The organism is Pseudomonas sp. Pseusp49 (assembly GCF_059491875.1).
The window spans coordinates 837884-855207 of the sequence record NZ_CP168514.1; the positions used below are offsets into that span (position 1 = coordinate 837884).

Below are 17324 nucleotides of genomic sequence, written 5' to 3' on the forward strand. Positions count from 1 at the left end.
TGAATCCTTTAGCTGAGGTCGCGGTGGCGAACCTGGACGTTCTTCAGGGTTTTTTGCAGCAGCTGCCCCAGACGCTCAGTCAGGTAGACGGAGCGGTGATGTCCGCCCGTGCAGCCAATGGCAATGGTGACGTAGGCGCGGTTGCTGGCGGCAAAACGAGGCAGCCACTTTAGCAGGTATGTGGAAATGTCCTGGAACATCTCTTCCACATCCGGCTGTGCCGCCAGGTAATCGGCAACCGGTTGATCGAGCCCGGACTGCTCGCGCAATTCCGGTTTCCAGTAAGGGTTGGGCAAGCAGCGCACATCGAACACCAGGTCGGCGTCCACCGGCATGCCACGCTTGAATCCGAAGGATTCCACCAGGAACGCAGTACCGGGTTCTGGCTGGTTCAACAGGCGCAGCTTGATGGTGTCGCGCAGCTGATAGAGGTTCAGGCTGGTGGTGTTGATCTTGAGATCGGCGAGGTCGGCAATCGGCCCGAGCAGGACGCTTTCGACGTTGATGGCTTCGGCCAGCGAGCGGTTGGCGTTGCTCAGGGGGTGACGCCGACGGGTTTCCGAGAAGCGCTTGAGCAAGGTTTCTTCGTCGGCATCCAGGTACAGGACATCGCACTGGATGTGGCGGCTGCGGACCTCTTCGAGCAGGTCGGGGAAGCGTGACAGGTGGCTGGGCAGGTTGCGGGCGTCAATGGAAACGGCCACCAGCGGCTGCATCAGCTCGGTATGAATCAACGCTCGTTCGGCCAGTTCCGGCAGCAGGCCGGCAGGCAGATTGTCGATGCAGTAGTAGCCGTTGTCCTCAAGAACATTGAGGGCGGTGCTTTTACCCGAGCCGGAACGGCCACTGACGATGATCAAGCGCATGATTACTGACCGTTTTGCTCGTCCAGGACAACCTGATACAGGGCTTCGTTGCTTGCGGCATTACGCAGTTTTTCGCGAACGTCCTTGCGGTCGAGCATGCTGGCGATCTGTCGCAGCAGCTCAAGGTGCGCATCGGTAGCGGCTTGCGGGACCAGCAGAACGAACAGCAGGTCAACCGGCGCGCCGTCGATGGCGTCGAAATCGATAGGGGCGTCCAGGTGCATCAATGCACTGATGGGCGATACACAACCCTTGAGACGGCAGTGTGGAATAGCGATGCCGTTGCCAAAACCGGTGGAACCGAGTTTTTCACGAGCAATCAGCGCCTCGAAGACATCTTGCATCTCCAGGGCCGGCACTTCGCGGGCGATCAGATTGGCAATTTGTTCGAGGGCTTTCTTTTTACTGCCGCCCGGCACGTTCACGAGTGAACGGCCGGGGGTCAGGATACTTTCAAGTCGGATCATGGGTTGGGAGTGTTAACGACCGGTTGCGCCCTGAAGGAGGCTCTGGGTCTTTTCCTTATGCTTTTTGAGTTGTTTATCCAGCTTGTCGGTGAGTGCATCGATCGCAGCGTACATATCGGTATGTTCCGCATTGGCGACCACTTCATTCCCGGGAATATGCAGCGTGGCTTCGATTTTCTGCTTCAGCTTCTCGACGGTCATCGTGACCTGCACGTTAGTGATCTTGTCGAAATGTCGCTCCAATCGTTCGAGTTTTTCGCCGATGTAGGTGCGAAGAGGTTCGGTCACTTCCAGTTGGTGTCCACTGATGTTGACTTGCATACAGCTTCTCCTTCGTTGCCAGTGCATAAAGCGGTAGATCAGATGATCTACCACTGGAACGCTGTGGCGTGGCTCTACATCAACCGCTTGCGTTCGCTCGAAGGCGCGATCCCGAGGGATTCGCGGTACTTGGCGACGGTGCGGCGAGCCACCTGAATGCCTTGTGCCTCCAGTAAACCAGCGATCTTGCTGTCACTCAACGGCTTTTTCTGATTTTCCGCGGCAACCAGTTTTTTGATGATCGCCCGGATCGCCGTGGACGAGCATTCGCCGCCTTCGGAGGTGCTTACGTGACTGGAGAAAAAGTATTTCAGCTCATAGATGCCCCGGGGGGTGTGCATGAACTTCTGGGTAGTCACCCGTGAAATCGTCGACTCATGCATGCCGACCGCTTCGGCGATGTCATGCAGGACCAGCGGCTTCATGGCTTCGTCGCCATATTCGAGGAACCCGCGCTGATGCTCCACGATCTGGGTGGCAACCTTCATCAGGGTTTCATTGCGGCTCTGCAGGCTCTTGATGAACCAGCGGGCCTCCTGCAACTGATTGCGCATGAACGTGTTGTCGGCGCTGGTATCGGCGCGGCGCACAAAACCGGCGTACTGGGCGTTGACCCGCAGTCGTGGCACCGACTCCTGATTCAGCTCCACCAGCCAGCGCTCGTTGTCCTTGCGGACGATAACGTCAGGAACGACGTACTCGGCTTCGGTGGACTCGATTTGCGAGCCCGGGCGCGGGTTGAGGCTCTGGACCAGCTCTATGACCTGGCGCAGCTCATCTTCCTTGAGCTTCATGCGGCGCATCAACTGGCTGTAGTCGCGGCTGCCAAGCAGGTCGATGTAATCGGTGACAAGACGCTTGGCTTCAGCCAGCCAAGGGGTCTTGGCGGGCAGCTGGCGCAATTGCAGCAGCAGGCATTCGCCCAGGTTGCGTGCGCCGATGCCCGCAGGCTCGAACTGCTGGATGCGGTGCAGGACGGCTTCGATTTCGTCCAGTTCGATGTCCAGTTCCGGGTCGAAGGCTTCGAGGATTTCCTCGAGGGTTTCGTCCAGATAGCCCTGATTGTTGATGCAGTCGATCAGGGTCACGGCGATCAGGCGATCGGTGTCGGACATCGGGGCCAGGTTCAGTTGCCACAGCAAGTGGCTTTGCAGGCTTTCACCGGCCGAGGTGCGGGTGGTGAAGTCCCACTCGTCATCGTCATTGCTGGGCAGGCTGCTGGCGCTGGTCTGGTAAACGTCTTCCCACGCAGTGTCGACGGGGAGTTCATTGGGGATGCGCTCGTTCCAGTCACCCTCTTCGAGGTTATCAACCGTCGGGGCGCTTTCCTGGTAGGAGGGTTCCTGGATGTCGGTGTTGGGTTTTTGTTCGGCGTTGTCGGCCAAGGGGTCGGAATTGTCGAAGTCGTCGCCTTCTTCCTGGCGTTCGAGCATCGGATTGGACTCCAGGGCCTCCTGGATTTCCTGTTGCAGGTCCAGGGTCGACAATTGGAGCAGGCGGATGGCCTGTTGCAGCTGAGGTGTCATCGTCAGCTGCTGGCCCATTCTCAAGACTAGCGATGGTTTCATGGCAGGGGCTTAACACCTTATTCGCCGGCGCACATGCGCCATCCACTACAGGGCGCCGGGGCGCCAAACATAAGCAAATTATATGCCTGAAACTGAAGGATTTGCCTAGAGCGCTGTAACAATAAAAAACTATAAATTTGTGTTGCGGTGCTGCCCTTGTTGGGGGCTGAACGTCCTGCTTTGCATGAAGAGCCGATGAATCGCGAGGCCGGTGCCCGGGCGACCGCCTGGGCACAGCTCAGCGTTTACAGGCGGAACTCATGGCCCAGGTACACTTCCTTCACCAGATCATTGGCCAGGATGGTCTCTGCGTCACCTTCGGCAATCAGTTGGCCGTCATTGACGATATAGGCGGTTTCACAGATATCCAGGGTTTCACGAACGTTGTGGTCCGTGATCAGCACGCCAATGCCTTTGGCCTTGAGGTGGTAGATGATCTGCTTGATGTCGCCGACCGAAATCGGGTCCACGCCGGCGAACGGTTCATCGAGGAGGATGAATTTCGGGTTGGTGGCCAGGGCGCGGGCGATTTCCACGCGGCGGCGCTCACCACCGGACAGGCTCATGCCGAGGTTGTCGCGGATGTGGCTGATGTGGAATTCCTGCAGCAGGCTTTCCAGTTCCTTGCGGCGACCGGCCTTGTCAAGCTCCTTGCGGGTCTCGAGGATGGCCATGATGTTGTCGGCCACCGACAACTTGCGGAAGATCGATGCTTCTTGCGGCAAATAGCCGATACCGGCTTTTGCGCGGCCGTGCATCGGCTGGTGGCTGACGTCCAGGTCATCGATCAGCACGCGGCCCTGGTCGGCTTGCACCAGGCCCACGATCATGTAGAAGCAGGTGGTCTTGCCTGCGCCGTTCGGGCCAAGCAGGCCGACGATCTGACCGCTGTCGATGGACAGGCTGACATCGCGCACGACCTGGCGGCTCTTGTAGCTCTTGGCCAGATGCTGAGCTTTCAGAGTTGCCATTACTGGGCCTTTTTCTCGTCGGTTTTCTTCTTCGGCTGGATCACCATGTCGATGCGCGGACGCGACTCGGTCACCTTGCTGCCGGTGGCGCGCCCGGCGCTGGCCAGCTTCTTCTCGGTGTCGTAGACGATTTTCTCGCCTTGGGTGACGTTGTTGTCCTTGTCGACAACCTTGGCCTTGTCGATCAACACGACGCGATTTTGTGTGGCGTGATACTGGATGGTCACGCCCCAACCCTGAACAGGCTTGGTATCGCCAGCAGTCTGCAATTGCTCGAAGTACGCCAGGTTGCCCACCGAGGTCACTACGTCAATGTCGCCAGTCGGGGTGCGGGTGATGGTAACGGTGTTGCCTGTCACCTTCATCGAGCCTTGGGTGATGATCACGTCACCCTTATAGGTAGCAATACCTTGCTTGTCGTCCAGTTGGGCGTCGTCGGCCTGAATGCGGATAGGCTGCTGTTGGTCTTCCGGCAGAGCCCAGGCGCTCACGCTTCCCAGTGCTGCGCCCAGACTGAGCAAAATCGGGAGGGTTTTAACGAGCCTCATACTGTCCTCTTACGTTCGATAGCAGGTGTATCCTGCTTTCTTTCAAATACGCTTTCATTCCCTTGCCAGTCGATACACCGCCAGCGCCGTCGATTCTAACGTCTTGCTCGGTCTGCGCATATTGCTGCTGCGGGAACACGGTCATGCGGGTGCTGGTGATCAGGGTCTTGCGGTTTTTCTCGTCGAAGCGCGTGATGCGCACATCATCGATCAGCTCGACCTGCGTGCCGTCAGGGTTGACCTCGCCGCGCAGGCTCTGGACGTGCCACGGGAACTCGGTGCCGCGGAACACGTTCAGGTCGGGGTTGGTCAGCAGCGTCACCTCGGTCGCCTTCAGGTGCTCGACCTTGTCGGACACCAGATCATATTGCAGCTTGCCGTCCGGCAGGTACTGCACGCTGTGGGCGTTGATGGCGTAATAGTCGATCGCGCTTTCATCGACCGGCGTTACCGGCTTGTCGAGGAAGCGTTCCGGGCTGATGTTCCAGTAGCCAACCGCGGCGAATATCGCCGCGATGCAACTGTACAGCAGGGTGTTGCGAAACTTTTTGCTCAGCATATCGGGCTCACAGGTACGCCGCATTGGCCGCATCGAGGCGGTCCTGGGCGCGCAGGATCAATTCGCAGAACTCGCGAGCGGCACCTTCGCCGCCACGGGCGAGGGTGATGCCGTGAGCATGTTCGCGCACGAAACTGGCGGCATTGGCCACCGCCATGCCCAGGCCGACGCGGCGAATCACCGGCAGGTCCGGCAGGTCGTCGCCGAGGTAGGCCACCTGTTCATAGCTCAAATTCAGTTGAGCCAGCAGTTCGTCGAGTACCACCAGTTTGTCCTCGCGGCCCTGATACAGGTGCGGGATGCCGAGGTTTTTGGCTCGGCGCTCGACCACCGGGGTCTTGCGGCCACTGATGATCGCAGTCTGCACGCCAGCGGCCATCAGCATCTTGATGCCCTGGCCGTCGAGCGTGTTGAACGTCTTGAATTCGCTGCCGTCTTCGAGGAAGTACAGGCGTCCATCGGTCAGCACGCCGTCGACATCGAACACCGCCAGTTTGATCTGTGTGCCGCGTTGCAGCAGGTCTGCACTCATTACATTACTCCTGCACGCAGCAAGTCGTGCATGTTCAAGGCGCCGACCGGGCGGTCTTCGCTGTCGACCACGACCAGCGCGTTGATTTTATGGTCTTCCATGATTTTCAGCGCTTCGGCGGCCAGCATTTCGGCGCGGGCGGTCTTGCCATGGGCCGTCATGACCTGGTCGATGACAGCGCTGTGGATGTCGATGCTGCGGTCCAGTGTGCGGCGCAAATCACCGTCGGTGAAGATTCCGGCCAGCTTGCCGTCGGCCTCGAGGACGACGGTCATGCCCAGGCCCTTGCGGGTCATTTCCATCAAGGCGTCCTTGAGCAGGGTGCCGCGCTGGACCTGCGGCAGTTCCTGGCCGGCGTGCATGACATTTTCCACTTTCAGCAGCAGGCGTCGGCCCAGGGCGCCGCCGGGGTGGGAAAAGGCGAAGTCTTCGGCGGTAAAGCCACGGGCTTCCAGCAGCGCGACCGCCAGGGCGTCGCCCATGACCAGTGCGGCGGTGGTCGACGAGGTGGGTGCCAGGTTCAGCGGGCAGGCTTCGTGTTCGACGTGAACATTCAGGTTGACCTCGGCGGCCTTGGCCAGCGGCGAATCAGGATTGCCGGTCATGCTGATCAACTGTATGCCCAGGCGCTTGATCAGTGGCAGCAGGGTAACGATTTCATTGGTGGAGCCGGAATTCGAGAGCGCCAGAATGATGTCGTCGCGGGTAATCATGCCCATGTCACCATGGCTGGCTTCCGCCGGGTGCACAAAAAATGCCGTGGTGCCGGTGCTGGCCAGGGTCGCGGCGATCTTGTTGCCGATGTGCCCCGACTTGCCCATGCCGACCACGACCACGCGGCCTTTGCTGGCCAGAATCATCTCGCAAGCGCGTACGAAATCTGCGTCGATTTGCGGTAGCAGGCCTTGCACGGCTTCTACTTCGAGGCGGATGGTGCGTTGTGCTGATTGAATCAGGTCGCTGGATTGGCTCATGTCAGAAATCGTATAGCCTGATGAAAAGGCGGCGATTATAGCGGTTATGATCGAATCCCTCACGCAAGTTCGTCGTGCATTGTCATTCCTTGTTACCTGAAACCCTCTAGACGGGGCTTTGAACCACTCCTGCCGTTGCACATGACTCGGCTTTGGCCTTGGGCGTGCAGCCTTTGCAGTGATATAGTTCGCCGCCAGTTCGGCCTGCCCGGGAGGTATGTGCTTTCGTCAGAAAGCCAGGCGTCCGAGTGAGAGGCTGCATCGCAAGGAGTTTAGATGAGTGCCGATAACGCCTACGCGGTCGAGCTGAAGGGACTGTCCTTCAAGCGCGGTGCGCGCAGCATTTTCAATAATGTCGATATCCGTATCCCGCGTGGCAAGGTCACCGGCATCATGGGGCCTTCCGGGTGCGGCAAGACTACGCTTCTGCGCCTGATGGGCGCCCAGCTGCGGCCCACCAAGGGCGAAGTCTGGGTCAACGGCCAGAACCTGCCGAAGCTGTCGCGCAGCGACCTGTTCGATGCGCGCAAGCATATGGGCGTGCTGTTTCAGAGCGGCGCGCTGTTTACCGACCTCGATGTCTTCGAGAATGTCGCGTTTCCGTTGCGGGTTCATACGCAACTGCCGGAAGAAATGATCCGTGACATCGTCCTGCTCAAATTGCAGGCCGTCGGTTTGCGCGGAGCCATCGACCTGATGCCCGACGAGCTGTCCGGCGGCATGAAGCGCCGTGTTGCGCTGGCCCGGGCGATTGCGCTCGACCCACAGATCCTCATGTACGACGAACCCTTTGTCGGCCAGGACCCCATTGCCATGGGCGTTCTGGTGCGCCTGATTCGCTTGCTCAACGATGCGCTGGGCATCACCAGCATCGTGGTTTCCCACGACCTGGCCGAGACCGCGAGCATTGCCGATTACATTTATGTGGTGGGCGATGGCCAGGTGTTGGGGCAGGGGACCCCGGACGAATTGATGAACTCGGATGAACCGCGCATTCGTCAGTTCATGACCGGTGACCCCGATGGGCCGGTTCCGTACCACTTTCCAGCGACGGATTACCGCGCAGATATTCTGGGGAAGCGCTGATGCGCAGAATTTCATTGATAGAGCGCGTTCGCCGCTTCGGCCAGGCCGGCATCGATGTGCTGGCGGTGTTCGGGCGTTCGGCCTTGTTCCTGTTTCATGCCCTGCTTGGTCGCGGTGGTATCGGTGGCGGCTTCGGGCTGCTGGTCAAGCAACTGCATTCGGTGGGCGTGATGTCCCTGGTGATCATCGTGGTCTCCGGGGTGTTCATCGGCATGGTGCTGGCGCTGCAGGGCTTCAACATCCTTTCCAGCTATGGTTCGGAGCAGGCTGTCGGGCAGATGGTTGCGCTGACGCTGCTGCGAGAACTGGGGCCGGTGGTGACCGCCTTGCTGTTCGCCGGGCGCGCAGGTTCGGCGTTGACCGCGGAAATCGGCAACATGAAGTCCACCGAGCAGTTGTCCAGCCTGGAAATGATCGGGGTTGACCCGCTCAAGTACATCATCGCGCCACGCTTGTGGGCCGGCTTCATTTCCCTGCCGGTGCTGGCGATGATTTTCAGCGTGGTGGGCATCTGGGGCGGCTCGTGGGTCGCTGTCGACTGGCTGGGGGTCTATGAAGGTTCCTACTGGTCGAACATGCAGAACAGCGTGACGTTCACTGAGGATGTGCTCAACGGGATCATCAAAAGCATCGTCTTTGCCTTTGTCGTGACCTGGATCGCCGTATTCCAAGGCTATGACTGCGAACCCACTTCCGAGGGGATCAGTCGTGCCACTACCAAGACCGTTGTCTATGCCTCGTTGGCAGTGCTCGGCCTGGACTTTATTCTGACCGCCTTGATGTTTGGAGATTTCTGATGCAAAACCGCACCCTGGAAATCGGTGTCGGCCTTTTCTTGCTGGCTGGCATCCTGGCTTTGCTCTTGTTGGCGTTGCGGGTCAGTGGGCTGTCCCCGACTCCGAGCACCGACACCTATAAACTTTACGCCTACTTCGACAATATCGCCGGTTTGACTGTCAGAGCAAAGGTGACCATGGCCGGTGTGACCATCGGCAAGGTCACGGCCATCGATCTGGATCGCGACAGCTTTACCGGTCGGGTGACCATGCAGCTGGAAAAACGCATCGATAATCTGCCGGCGGACTCCACTGCATCTATCCTGACTGCTGGGTTGTTGGGTGAGAAGTACATCGGTATCAGCGTGGGCGGGGAAGACACCCTGCTCAAGGATGGTGGAACCATCCATGACACGCAGTCATCGCTGGTGCTCGAGGACCTGATCGGTAAATTCCTGCTCAATACCGTTAGCAAAGAAGCTAAATGAGGAACTGTTAAATGATCTCTACCTTGCGACGTGGCCTGTTGGTAATGCTCGCGGTGTTTCCGTTGGTGTCCCACGCCGTAGCGGCGCCTTCGGCGCACGATCTGGTGCAGGACACAACCAACCGTATGCTCGCGGACCTGGCGGCAAACAAAGAGAAGTACAAGCAGGATCCGCAAGACTTTTATACGGCGCTGAACACCATCGTCGGGCCGGTCGTGGATGCCGAGGGTATTTCCAAGAGCATCATGACGGTCAAGTACTCGCGCAAAGCTACGCCTGAGCAGATGAAGACCTTCGAAGAAAACTTCAAGAAGGGCCTGTTCCAGTTCTATGGCAATGCCTTGCTGGAGTACAACAACCAGGGCATCACCGTTGAACCGGCCAAGGACGAGTCGGGCGACCGTACCAGCGTTGGCATGACTGTCAAAGGCAGCAGCGGCGCGATCTATCCAGTGTCCTACACACTGGAAAAGATCAACGGCGAGTGGAAACTGCGTAACGTCATCATCAATGGCATCAATATCGGCAAGCTGTTCCGCGATCAGTTCGCCGATGCGATGCAGCGCAATGGCAACGACCTGGACAAGACCATCAATGGTTGGGCCGGGGAAGTCGCCAAGGCCAAGGAATCCACCGAGAAACAGACCCAATGAGTGAGTCGGCAGTCCAGATGGACGAAGCGGGTGAGCTGCGACTCAGTGGCGTGCTGGATTACCGCACCGGCCCTGGCCTGCGTGAGCAGGGCAAGGCACTGATCAAGGCCAGCAAGGCTGCTGCGCTGGTGGTCGATTGTTCGGCGGTGACCAAGTCCAGCAGTGTCGGTTTGTCATTGCTGCTGTGCTTCATCCGCGATGCTCAGGCAGCCGGCAAGGCGTTGAGCATCCGTGGAATGCCGGAAGACATGCGTGAAATCGCTCAGGTCAGCGAGCTGACCGAGTTGTTGGCGCATCCCTAACCCGCATCTATAAAGAAGCCCCCCGTCAGAGTCCTGCTTCGCGGGGTTCGCAGGCGCGGGGCTTTTTTGTATGATGTCCGACCCGCGCGCACAGGGCGCCGATTGAGGTTGAGCATGCAGGCCGTAGAAGTGAAGAGCTTCCTTGAAGGAAAGCTGCCCGGAACGTTGGTAGAAGTCGAGGGCGAAGGCTGCAATTTCCAGCTGAATGTGATTAGCGATGAACTGGCGGCGATGAGCCCGGTGAAGCGTCAGCAGCAGATCTATGCCCATTTGAACCCATGGATCACCGATGGCAGCATCCATGCGGTCACAATGAAATTTTTCAGCAGCGCGGCCTGGGCCGAGCGCACCTGAGCCCAAGGGCGTCGAGATTCTTATGGATAAATTGATTATTACTGGCGGTGCTCGTCTTGACGGCGAAATCCGCATCTCCGGGGCAAAGAACTCTGCCCTGCCGATCCTTGCTGCCACGCTGCTGTGCGATGGTCCGGTGACCGTTGCCAACCTGCCGCACCTGCACGACATCACCACCATGATCGAACTGTTCGGTCGCATGGGGATCGAGCCGGTGATCGACGAAAAACTCGCCGTCGAAATCGACCCGCGCACCATCAAGACCCTGGTCGCACCGTACGAACTGGTTAAAACCATGCGTGCGTCGATCCTGGTGCTGGGCCCGATGGTTGCCCGTTTCGGCGAAGCCGAAGTCGCGCTGCCTGGCGGTTGCGCCATCGGTTCGCGTCCGGTTGACCTGCACATCCGGGGCCTGGAAGCCATGGGCGCGGTCATCGACGTCGAAGGCGGCTACATCAAGGCCAAGGCGCCTGAGGGCGGCTTGCGCGGTGCGCACTTCTTCTTCGATACCGTCAGTGTGACCGGTACCGAAAACATCATGATGGCCGCTGCACTGGCCAAGGGTCGTAGCGTCCTGGCCAACGCCGCGCGCGAACCTGAAGTGGTCGACCTGGCGAACTTCCTGAACGCCATGGGCGCCAAGGTTTCCGGCGCCGGCACCGACACCATCACCATCGATGGCGTCGAGCGTCTGCATACCACGACTTACAAAGTGATGCCCGACCGTATCGAAACCGGCACCTATCTGGTGGCGGCGGCTGTGACCGGCGGTCGCGTTAAGGTCAAGGACACGGATCCGACCATCCTCGAAGCCGTTCTGGAAAAACTCCGTGAGTCCGGTGCCGAAATCACCTGCGGCGAAGACTGGATCGAGCTGAACATGCACGGCAAACGTCCGAAAGCCGTCAACGTGCGGACCGCTCCGTACCCGGCGTTCCCGACCGACATGCAAGCGCAGTTCATCTCCCTCAACGCCATTGCCGAAGGCACGGGTGCTGTGATCGAGACGATCTTCGAAAACCGCTTCATGCACGTCTACGAACTGCACCGCATGGGCGCCAAGATCCAGGTCGAGGGCAACACTGCCATCGTCACCGGCACCGAGAAGCTCAAGGGCGCACCAGTGATGGCCACCGATCTGCGTGCTTCGGCCAGCCTGGTGATCTCGGCCCTGGTTGCCGAGGGCGATACCCTGATCGACCGCATCTACCACATAGACCGTGGCTACGAGTGCATCGAGGAAAAACTGCAGATGCTGGGCGCCAAGATCCGTCGCGTTCCGGGCTAGTACTGCTGCATGGGCACAGGGAGGTGCCCGTTGGATTGTTGTAGGTCGAGCCGGTTTCCGGCTCGACGCGTGTCCGGCGCCGATTGCGACCGGGCATAAGATTCCTGATTAAGGGCTGACGTTTCCCATGCTGACTATCGCACTGTCCAAGGGCCGCATCCTTGACGACACCTTGCCGCTTCTGGCTGAAGCGGGCATCGTGCCGACCGAGAATCCGGACAAGAGCCGCAAGCTGATCATCCCCACGACCCAGGACGATGTCCGTCTGCTGATCGTGCGTGCCACCGATGTGCCGACCTATGTCGAACATGGTGCTGCCGACCTCGGCGTCGCCGGTAAAGATGTGCTGATGGAATACGGCGGCCAGGGCCTGTACGAGCCGCTGGACCTGCAAATTGCCCAGTGCAAGCTGATGACCGCCGGTAAAGTCGGTGCAGTCGAGCCCAAGGGCCGTCTGCGCATCGCCACCAAGTTCGTCAATGTTGCCAAGCGCTACTACGCCGAACAGGGTCGTCAGGTCGACATCATCAAGCTTTACGGTTCGATGGAACTGGCGCCGCTGATCGGTCTGGCGGACAAGATCATCGACGTGGTCGACACCGGTAACACGCTACGGGCCAACGGCCTGGAGCCACAGGATTTCATCGCGGCCATCAGCTCCCGCCTGATCGTCAACAAGGCTTCGATGAAAATGCAGCACGCCCGTATCCAGGCGTTGATCGACACCCTGCGCAAGGCAGTGGAGTCTCGACACCGCGGCTGATTCACCTGCGCGACCGCAAGGCGCGCCGTCTATCCGCCTCATAGCCAGAATTCTCAGGTGCCCAAGCGGATCGAATGTTAGCTTCGGGCGCCTGAGTTTTTTGCCATTCCTATGAGGCTCTCGCTATGACCGCACTGACTGCAATTCGCCGACTCAACGCTGCTGACCCGGATTTCGCGCATCATCTGGATCATCTGCTGAGCTGGGAAAGTGTGTCTGACGACTCGGTCAATCAGCGGGTGCTGGACATCATCAAGGCCGTGCGCGAGCGCGGTGACGCGGCGCTGGTGGACTTCACCCGTCAGTTCGACGGCCTGGACGTGAAGTCCATGGCCGACCTGATCCTGCCGCGAGAGCGTCTGGAGTTGGCACTGACCCGTATTTCCGTGGCCCAGCGCGAAGCACTGGAAGTCGCCGCAGCCCGCGTGCGCAGCTACCACGAGAAGCAGAAGCAGGACTCCTGGAGTTACACCGAGGCGGACGGCACCGTACTGGGCCAGAAAGTCACGCCGTTGGATCGTGCCGGTCTGTATGTGCCGGGCGGCAAGGCGTCGTACCCGTCGTCGGTGCTGATGAACGCGATTCCGGCCAAGGTGGCCGGCGTGACCGAAGTGGTCATGGTCGTACCGACCCCGCGTGGTGAAATCAACGAGCTGGTATTGGCTGCGGCCTGCATCGCCGGTGTCGACCGCGTGTTCACCATCGGCGGCGCCCAGGCCGTTGCTGCGCTGGCTTACGGTACCGAAAGCGTGCCGAAGGTCGACAAGGTCGTCGGCCCGGGCAACATCTATGTGGCTACCGCCAAACGCCACGTATTTGGCCAGGTCGGCATCGACATGATCGCCGGCCCTTCGGAAATCCTCGTGGTGTGCGACGGCCAGACCGATCCGGACTGGATCGCCATGGACCTGTTCTCCCAGGCCGAGCACGACGAAGACGCCCAGGCCATTCTGGTCAGCCCCGATGCCGGGTTCCTCGACAAGGTCGCCGCCAGCATCGCCAAATTGATGCCGACCATGGAGCGTGCCGCAATCATCGAAACCTCGATCAATGGCCGTGGTGCACTGATCAAGGTTCGCGACATGGAACAGGCCATCGAAGTGGCCAACCGCATCGCGCCGGAGCACCTCGAGTTGTCCGTTGCCGATCCGCAAGCCTGGCTGCCGCAGATCCGCCACGCCGGCGCGATCTTCATGGGGCGTCACACTTCCGAAGCCCTGGGCGACTACTGCGCAGGCCCGAACCACGTGTTGCCGACCTCCGGCACCGCGCGCTTCTCTTCGCCGCTGGGTGTGTATGACTTCCAGAAACGCTCGTCGATCATCTTCTGCTCCGAGCAGGGCGCATCGGAACTGGGCAAGACCGCATCCGTGCTGGCCCGTGGCGAGTCGCTGACCGCGCACGCGCGTAGCGCCGAATACCGCATCGTTGACGACAAGCAGGTGAAATGAAGATGAGTAAATTCTGGAGCCCGTTCGTCAAGAACCTGGTGCCTTACGTGCCGGGCGAGCAGCCGAAACTGGCAAAGCTGGTGAAGCTCAACACCAATGAAAACCCGTATGGTCCATCGCCCAAGGCCTTGGCCGCGATGCAGACCGAACTGAACGACAACCTGCGCCTGTACCCGGACCCGAACAGCGACCTGCTGAAGAACGCCGTCGCCAGGTACTACGGCGTGCAAGGCAATCAGGTATTCCTCGGCAACGGTTCCGACGAAGTCCTGGCGCACATCTTCCACGGGTTGCTGCAGCACGATCAGCCGCTGCTGTTCCCGGACATCAGCTACAGCTTCTATCCGGTCTACTGCGGACTGTATGGCATCAATTTCGACGCGGTGCCGCTGGACGAGCAATTCCGGATCAACCCGGCGGACTACGCCAGGCCGAACGGCGGGATCATCTTCCCCAACCCGAACGCACCGACCGGCTGCCTGCTGGCGCTGGAAGCGGTGGAGCAGATTCTCAAGGCCAGCCCGGATTCGGTGGTCGTGGTGGACGAGGCCTACATCGATTTCGGCGGCGAGACGGCAATCACTCTGGTCGATCGTTATCCCAACCTGCTGGTGACCCAGACCCTGTCCAAGTCCCGCTCCCTGGCCGGTCTGCGGGTTGGCCTGGCGGTGGGGCATCCGGACCTGATCGAGGCGCTGGAGCGGATCAAGAACAGCTTCAACTCCTATCCGCTGGATCGCATGGCGAATGTCGGCGCAGCCGCCGCATTCGAAGATCGCGAGTACTTCGACAAGACCTGCCGGTTGGTGATCGAGAATCGCGAGAAGGTCGTCGGGCAATTGCAGGCCAAGGGATTTGAAGTGCTGCCATCAGCGGCGAACTTCATTTTCGCCCGTCACCCACAACACGATGCGGCGGGGCTGGCGGCGAAGTTGCGTGAGCAGGGCGTAATCGTCCGGCACTTCAAGCAGGAGCGGATTGCCCAGTTCCTGCGGATCTCCATCGGCACGCCAGAGCAGAACCAGGCGCTGATCGACGGTCTGGGCGACCTCTGAAACGCCGCCAACCCTGTGGGAGCGGGCTTGCTCGCGAAAGCGGTGTGTCAGTTAACTTCTGCGTCGACTGACACACCGCTTTCGCGAGCAAGCCCGCTCCCACATTGGTTTTGGATGCCGCTTACTCTTCTTCTTTCTCTTTGACCGGTGCCGGCGGCGGACGCAAACCGATTTCCGCGGTCAGCTTGAGTTCCTTGCCGTTGCGCATCACCTGGATCGTGACCTTGTCGGTCGGCTTGATCCGCGCCACTTGATTCATCGAGCGACGGCCATCACCGGCCGGTTCGCCATCGATGGCAAGAATCACGTCACCCAGTTGCAGGCCGGCCTTCTGTGCCGGACCATCGCGGAAAATCCCCGCCACGACAATCCCCGGACGCCCGGACAAACCGAAGGATTCGGCCAGTTCCTGGGTCAATGGCTGCACTTCGATACCCAGCCAGCCACGAATCACCTGGCCGTGCTCGATGATCGACTTCATGACTTCCATCGCCAGCTTTACCGGGATCGCGAAGCCAATGCCCTGGGAGCCGCCGGACTTGGAGAAGATCGCCGTGTTGATGCCGGTCAGGTTGCCAATGGCGTCCACTAGTGCACCGCCCGAGTTGCCGGGGTTGATCGCGGCATCGGTCTGGATGAAGTCTTCGTAGTTGTTCAGGCCCAGTTGATTGCGCCCGGTGGCACTGATGATGCCCATGGTCACGGTCTGGCCGACGCCGAACGGGTTGCCGATGGCCAGCGCCACGTCGCCGATGCGGATGTTGTCGGAGCGCCCGACGGTGATCGACGGCAGGTTTTTCAGGTCGATCTTCAGCACCGCGAGGTCAGTCTCCGGGTCGCTGCCGATCACCCGGGCCAGGGTTTCCCGGCCGTCCTTGAGCGCCACGACGATCTGGTCGGCGCCGCTGGTCACGTGGTTGTTGGTCAGGATGTAGCCTTCCGGGCTCATGATCACGCCGGAACCGAGGCTCGATTCCATGCGTTTCTGCTTGGGCGAGTTATCGCCGAAGAAACGGCGGAACTGCGGATCTTCGAACAACGGATGGTTGGGTTTGTTGATGACTTTGGTGGTGTACAGGTTCACCACCGACGGCGCTGCGGTGGTGACCGCGTCGGCATAAGACACCGGGCCCTGTTGCATGCTGGTGGTTTGCGGCGCTTGCTGCAGATTGACGTCGAGGCTCGGGAGCCCGACCCACTGCGGGTAACGCTGGATTATCAAAAGAGCGACAAGCACGCCGGCCAACAGCGGCCAGCCGGAAAAACGCAGCGCCTTGAGCATTAAGCAGTTCCTGAGAGAGTTGCAGGCGGTAAGAGACCGCTCATAATGACGCGCATTATACGAGGCCGCACGCGCCTCTGAACGGGATATTTAGGAGTCTTTCATGGCCGTCGCCCTGAGCACCCTGGTCGAAGAAGCCGACCGTTACCTCAACAGCGCCAAAATCGCCGATTACTGCCCCAATGGCTTGCAAGTCGAAGGCCGTCCGCAAGTGATGCGCATTGTCAGTGGCGTCACTGCCAGCCAGGCGTTGCTGGATGCCGCGGTAGAGGCCAATGCCGATCTGGTGCTGGTGCACCACGGCTACTTCTGGAAGGGCGAAAACCCGTGCATCACCGGCATGAAGCAGCGCCGTTTGAAGACCCTGCTCAAGCACGATATCAGCCTGTTGGCCTATCACCTGCCGCTGGATCTGCACCCGGACGTCGGCAATAACGTGCAGCTTGCGCGGCAGCTCGACATCACCGTCGAAGGTCCGCTGGACCCGGATAACCTGAAGATCGTCGGCCTGGTCGGCTCGCTGAACGAGCCGATGACGCCCCGGGATTTCGCCCGCCGCGTACAGGAAGTCATGGGTCGTGAGCCGCTGTTGATCGAAGGCAGCGCCATGATCCGCCGCGTCGGCTGGTGCACCGGTGGCGGCCAGGGATACATCGATCAGGCCATTTCGGCCGGCGTCGACCTGTACCTCAGCGGCGAAGCTTCCGAGCAGACCTTCCACAGTGCACGGGAAAACGACATCAGCTTCATCGCCGCCGGTCATCATGCCACCGAGCGCTACGGCGTTCAGGCGCTGGGGGATTATCTGGCGCGGCGCTTTGCGCTGGAGCACATCTTCATCGATTGCCCGAACCCGATTTGACCTGGTCAACCTGTGTAGGAGCTGCCGCAGGCTGCGATCTTTTGATCTTGCTTGTAAAAATCAAAGTCAAAATCAAAAGATCGCAGCCTTCGGCAGCTCCTACAGAGATGTGTTCGCGGTTCAATAGCCCAAACGGGCAGGCATATTCATATGCTCTT

General features: G+C 59.8%; 21 protein-coding genes. 11 read left to right on the forward strand and 10 right to left on the reverse strand.

The features are described 5' to 3' along the window. Window positions 1-8: 8 nt before the first annotated feature. The 9 genes from rapZ to ACEN83_RS03610 form a co-directional block, all read right to left on the reverse strand. Window positions 9-866, reverse strand: coding sequence for an RNase adapter RapZ (gene rapZ / locus ACEN83_RS03570; protein WP_116580966.1), 858 nt, complete (start codon window positions 864-866; stop codon window positions 9-11). 2 nt (window positions 867-868) lie between these two features. Then, complete coding sequence (ptsN, locus tag ACEN83_RS03575) at window positions 869-1333, reverse strand: PTS IIA-like nitrogen regulatory protein PtsN (RefSeq protein WP_116580967.1); 465 nt, start codon at window positions 1331-1333, stop codon at window positions 869-871. 12 nt (window positions 1334-1345) lie between these two features. Next, on the reverse strand, window positions 1346-1654 hold the full coding sequence (gene hpf, locus ACEN83_RS03580) for a ribosome hibernation-promoting factor, HPF/YfiA family (protein WP_007941242.1): 309 nt from the start codon (window positions 1652-1654) through the stop codon (window positions 1346-1348). A gap of 74 nt (window positions 1655-1728) precedes the next feature. Next, window positions 1729-3222, reverse strand: coding sequence for an RNA polymerase factor sigma-54 (locus ACEN83_RS03585; protein WP_095944267.1), 1494 nt, complete (start codon window positions 3220-3222; stop codon window positions 1729-1731). Window positions 3223-3467: 245 nt separating this feature from the next. After that, a complete protein-coding gene (gene lptB / locus ACEN83_RS03590; protein ID WP_007970262.1) occupies window positions 3468-4193 on the reverse strand; it encodes an LPS export ABC transporter ATP-binding protein in 726 nt (241 codons plus the stop codon). Beyond that, entirely contained in the window at window positions 4193-4741 is a 549-nt protein-coding gene (gene lptA, locus ACEN83_RS03595; RefSeq protein WP_104450946.1) for a lipopolysaccharide transport periplasmic protein LptA, read from the reverse strand. Before lptA ends, lptB begins: the two co-directional genes overlap by 1 nt. Next, window positions 4728-5300, reverse strand: coding sequence for an LPS export ABC transporter periplasmic protein LptC (gene lptC, locus ACEN83_RS03600; RefSeq protein ID WP_104450947.1), 573 nt, complete (start codon window positions 5298-5300; stop codon window positions 4728-4730). Before lptC ends, lptA begins: the two co-directional genes overlap by 14 nt. Window positions 5301-5307: 7 nt before the next feature. After that, entirely contained in the window at window positions 5308-5832 is a 525-nt protein-coding gene (locus ACEN83_RS03605; protein ID WP_495579522.1) for a KdsC family phosphatase, read from the reverse strand. Then, entirely contained in the window at window positions 5832-6806 is a 975-nt protein-coding gene (locus ACEN83_RS03610; protein ID WP_116580969.1) for a KpsF/GutQ family sugar-phosphate isomerase, read from the reverse strand. The genes ACEN83_RS03605 and ACEN83_RS03610 overlap by 1 nt, the downstream gene beginning before the upstream one ends. 276 nt (window positions 6807-7082) lie before the next feature. On the opposite strand from ACEN83_RS03610, the gene ACEN83_RS03615 reads away from it, so the two are divergent. The 10 genes from ACEN83_RS03615 (at window position 7083) to hisC (ending at window position 15022) form a co-directional block, all read left to right on the forward strand. After that, window positions 7083-7892, forward strand: coding sequence for an ATP-binding cassette domain-containing protein (locus tag ACEN83_RS03615; protein ID WP_116580970.1), 810 nt, complete (start codon window positions 7083-7085; stop codon window positions 7890-7892). Then, window positions 7892-8689 carry a lipid asymmetry maintenance ABC transporter permease subunit MlaE gene (mlaE, locus tag ACEN83_RS03620; RefSeq protein ID WP_095965888.1) on the forward strand — a complete coding sequence of 266 codons (798 nt, stop codon included), beginning with the start codon at window positions 7892-7894 and terminating at the stop codon, window positions 8687-8689. Before ACEN83_RS03615 ends, mlaE begins: the two co-directional genes overlap by 1 nt. Continuing rightward, entirely contained in the window at window positions 8689-9156 is a 468-nt protein-coding gene (gene mlaD / locus ACEN83_RS03625) for an outer membrane lipid asymmetry maintenance protein MlaD (RefSeq protein ID WP_007970271.1), read from the forward strand. Before mlaE ends, mlaD begins: the two co-directional genes overlap by 1 nt. An 11-nt stretch (window positions 9157-9167) precedes the next feature. Beyond that, the gene (locus ACEN83_RS03630; protein WP_116580971.1) at window positions 9168-9809 is read left to right on the forward strand and encodes an MlaC/ttg2D family ABC transporter substrate-binding protein; all 642 of its coding nucleotides are present in this window, start codon (window positions 9168-9170) and stop codon (window positions 9807-9809) included. Continuing rightward, entirely contained in the window at window positions 9806-10111 is a 306-nt protein-coding gene (locus ACEN83_RS03635; protein ID WP_007970274.1) for an STAS domain-containing protein, read from the forward strand. The genes ACEN83_RS03630 and ACEN83_RS03635 overlap by 4 nt, the downstream gene beginning before the upstream one ends. A gap of 114 nt (window positions 10112-10225) precedes the next feature. After that, window positions 10226-10465, forward strand: coding sequence for a BolA family protein (locus ACEN83_RS03640; RefSeq protein ID WP_015093504.1), 240 nt, complete (start codon window positions 10226-10228; stop codon window positions 10463-10465). 22 nt (window positions 10466-10487) lie between these two features. Further along, window positions 10488-11753: a UDP-N-acetylglucosamine 1-carboxyvinyltransferase gene (gene murA / locus ACEN83_RS03645; protein ID WP_007970276.1), complete on the forward strand. Its 1266-nt coding sequence runs from the start codon at window positions 10488-10490 to the stop codon at window positions 11751-11753. A 127-nt stretch (window positions 11754-11880) separates the two neighbouring features. Beyond that, window positions 11881-12516, forward strand: a complete 636-nt coding sequence (gene hisG, locus ACEN83_RS03650) for an ATP phosphoribosyltransferase (protein WP_007970278.1) — start codon at window positions 11881-11883, stop codon at window positions 12514-12516. A gap of 125 nt (window positions 12517-12641) precedes the next feature. Next, window positions 12642-13967 carry a histidinol dehydrogenase gene (gene hisD / locus ACEN83_RS03655; RefSeq protein WP_007970280.1) on the forward strand — a complete coding sequence of 442 codons (1326 nt, stop codon included), beginning with the start codon at window positions 12642-12644 and terminating at the stop codon, window positions 13965-13967. A 2-nt stretch (window positions 13968-13969) separates the two neighbouring features. After that, window positions 13970-15022 carry a histidinol-phosphate transaminase gene (gene hisC, locus ACEN83_RS03660; protein WP_116580972.1) on the forward strand — a complete coding sequence of 351 codons (1053 nt, stop codon included), beginning with the start codon at window positions 13970-13972 and terminating at the stop codon, window positions 15020-15022. A 121-nt stretch (window positions 15023-15143) separates the two neighbouring features. Here hisC and algW read toward each other — a convergent pair whose 3' ends face one another. Then, the gene (algW, locus tag ACEN83_RS03665; RefSeq protein ID WP_007970284.1) at window positions 15144-16304 is read right to left on the reverse strand and encodes a Do family serine endopeptidase AlgW; all 1161 of its coding nucleotides are present in this window, start codon (window positions 16302-16304) and stop codon (window positions 15144-15146) included. A 103-nt stretch (window positions 16305-16407) separates the two neighbouring features. Between algW and ACEN83_RS03670 the strand changes: the two genes are divergently transcribed. Continuing rightward, complete coding sequence (locus tag ACEN83_RS03670; protein WP_495579523.1) at window positions 16408-17166, forward strand: Nif3-like dinuclear metal center hexameric protein; 759 nt, start codon at window positions 16408-16410, stop codon at window positions 17164-17166. Window positions 17167-17324 lie beyond the last annotated feature (158 nt).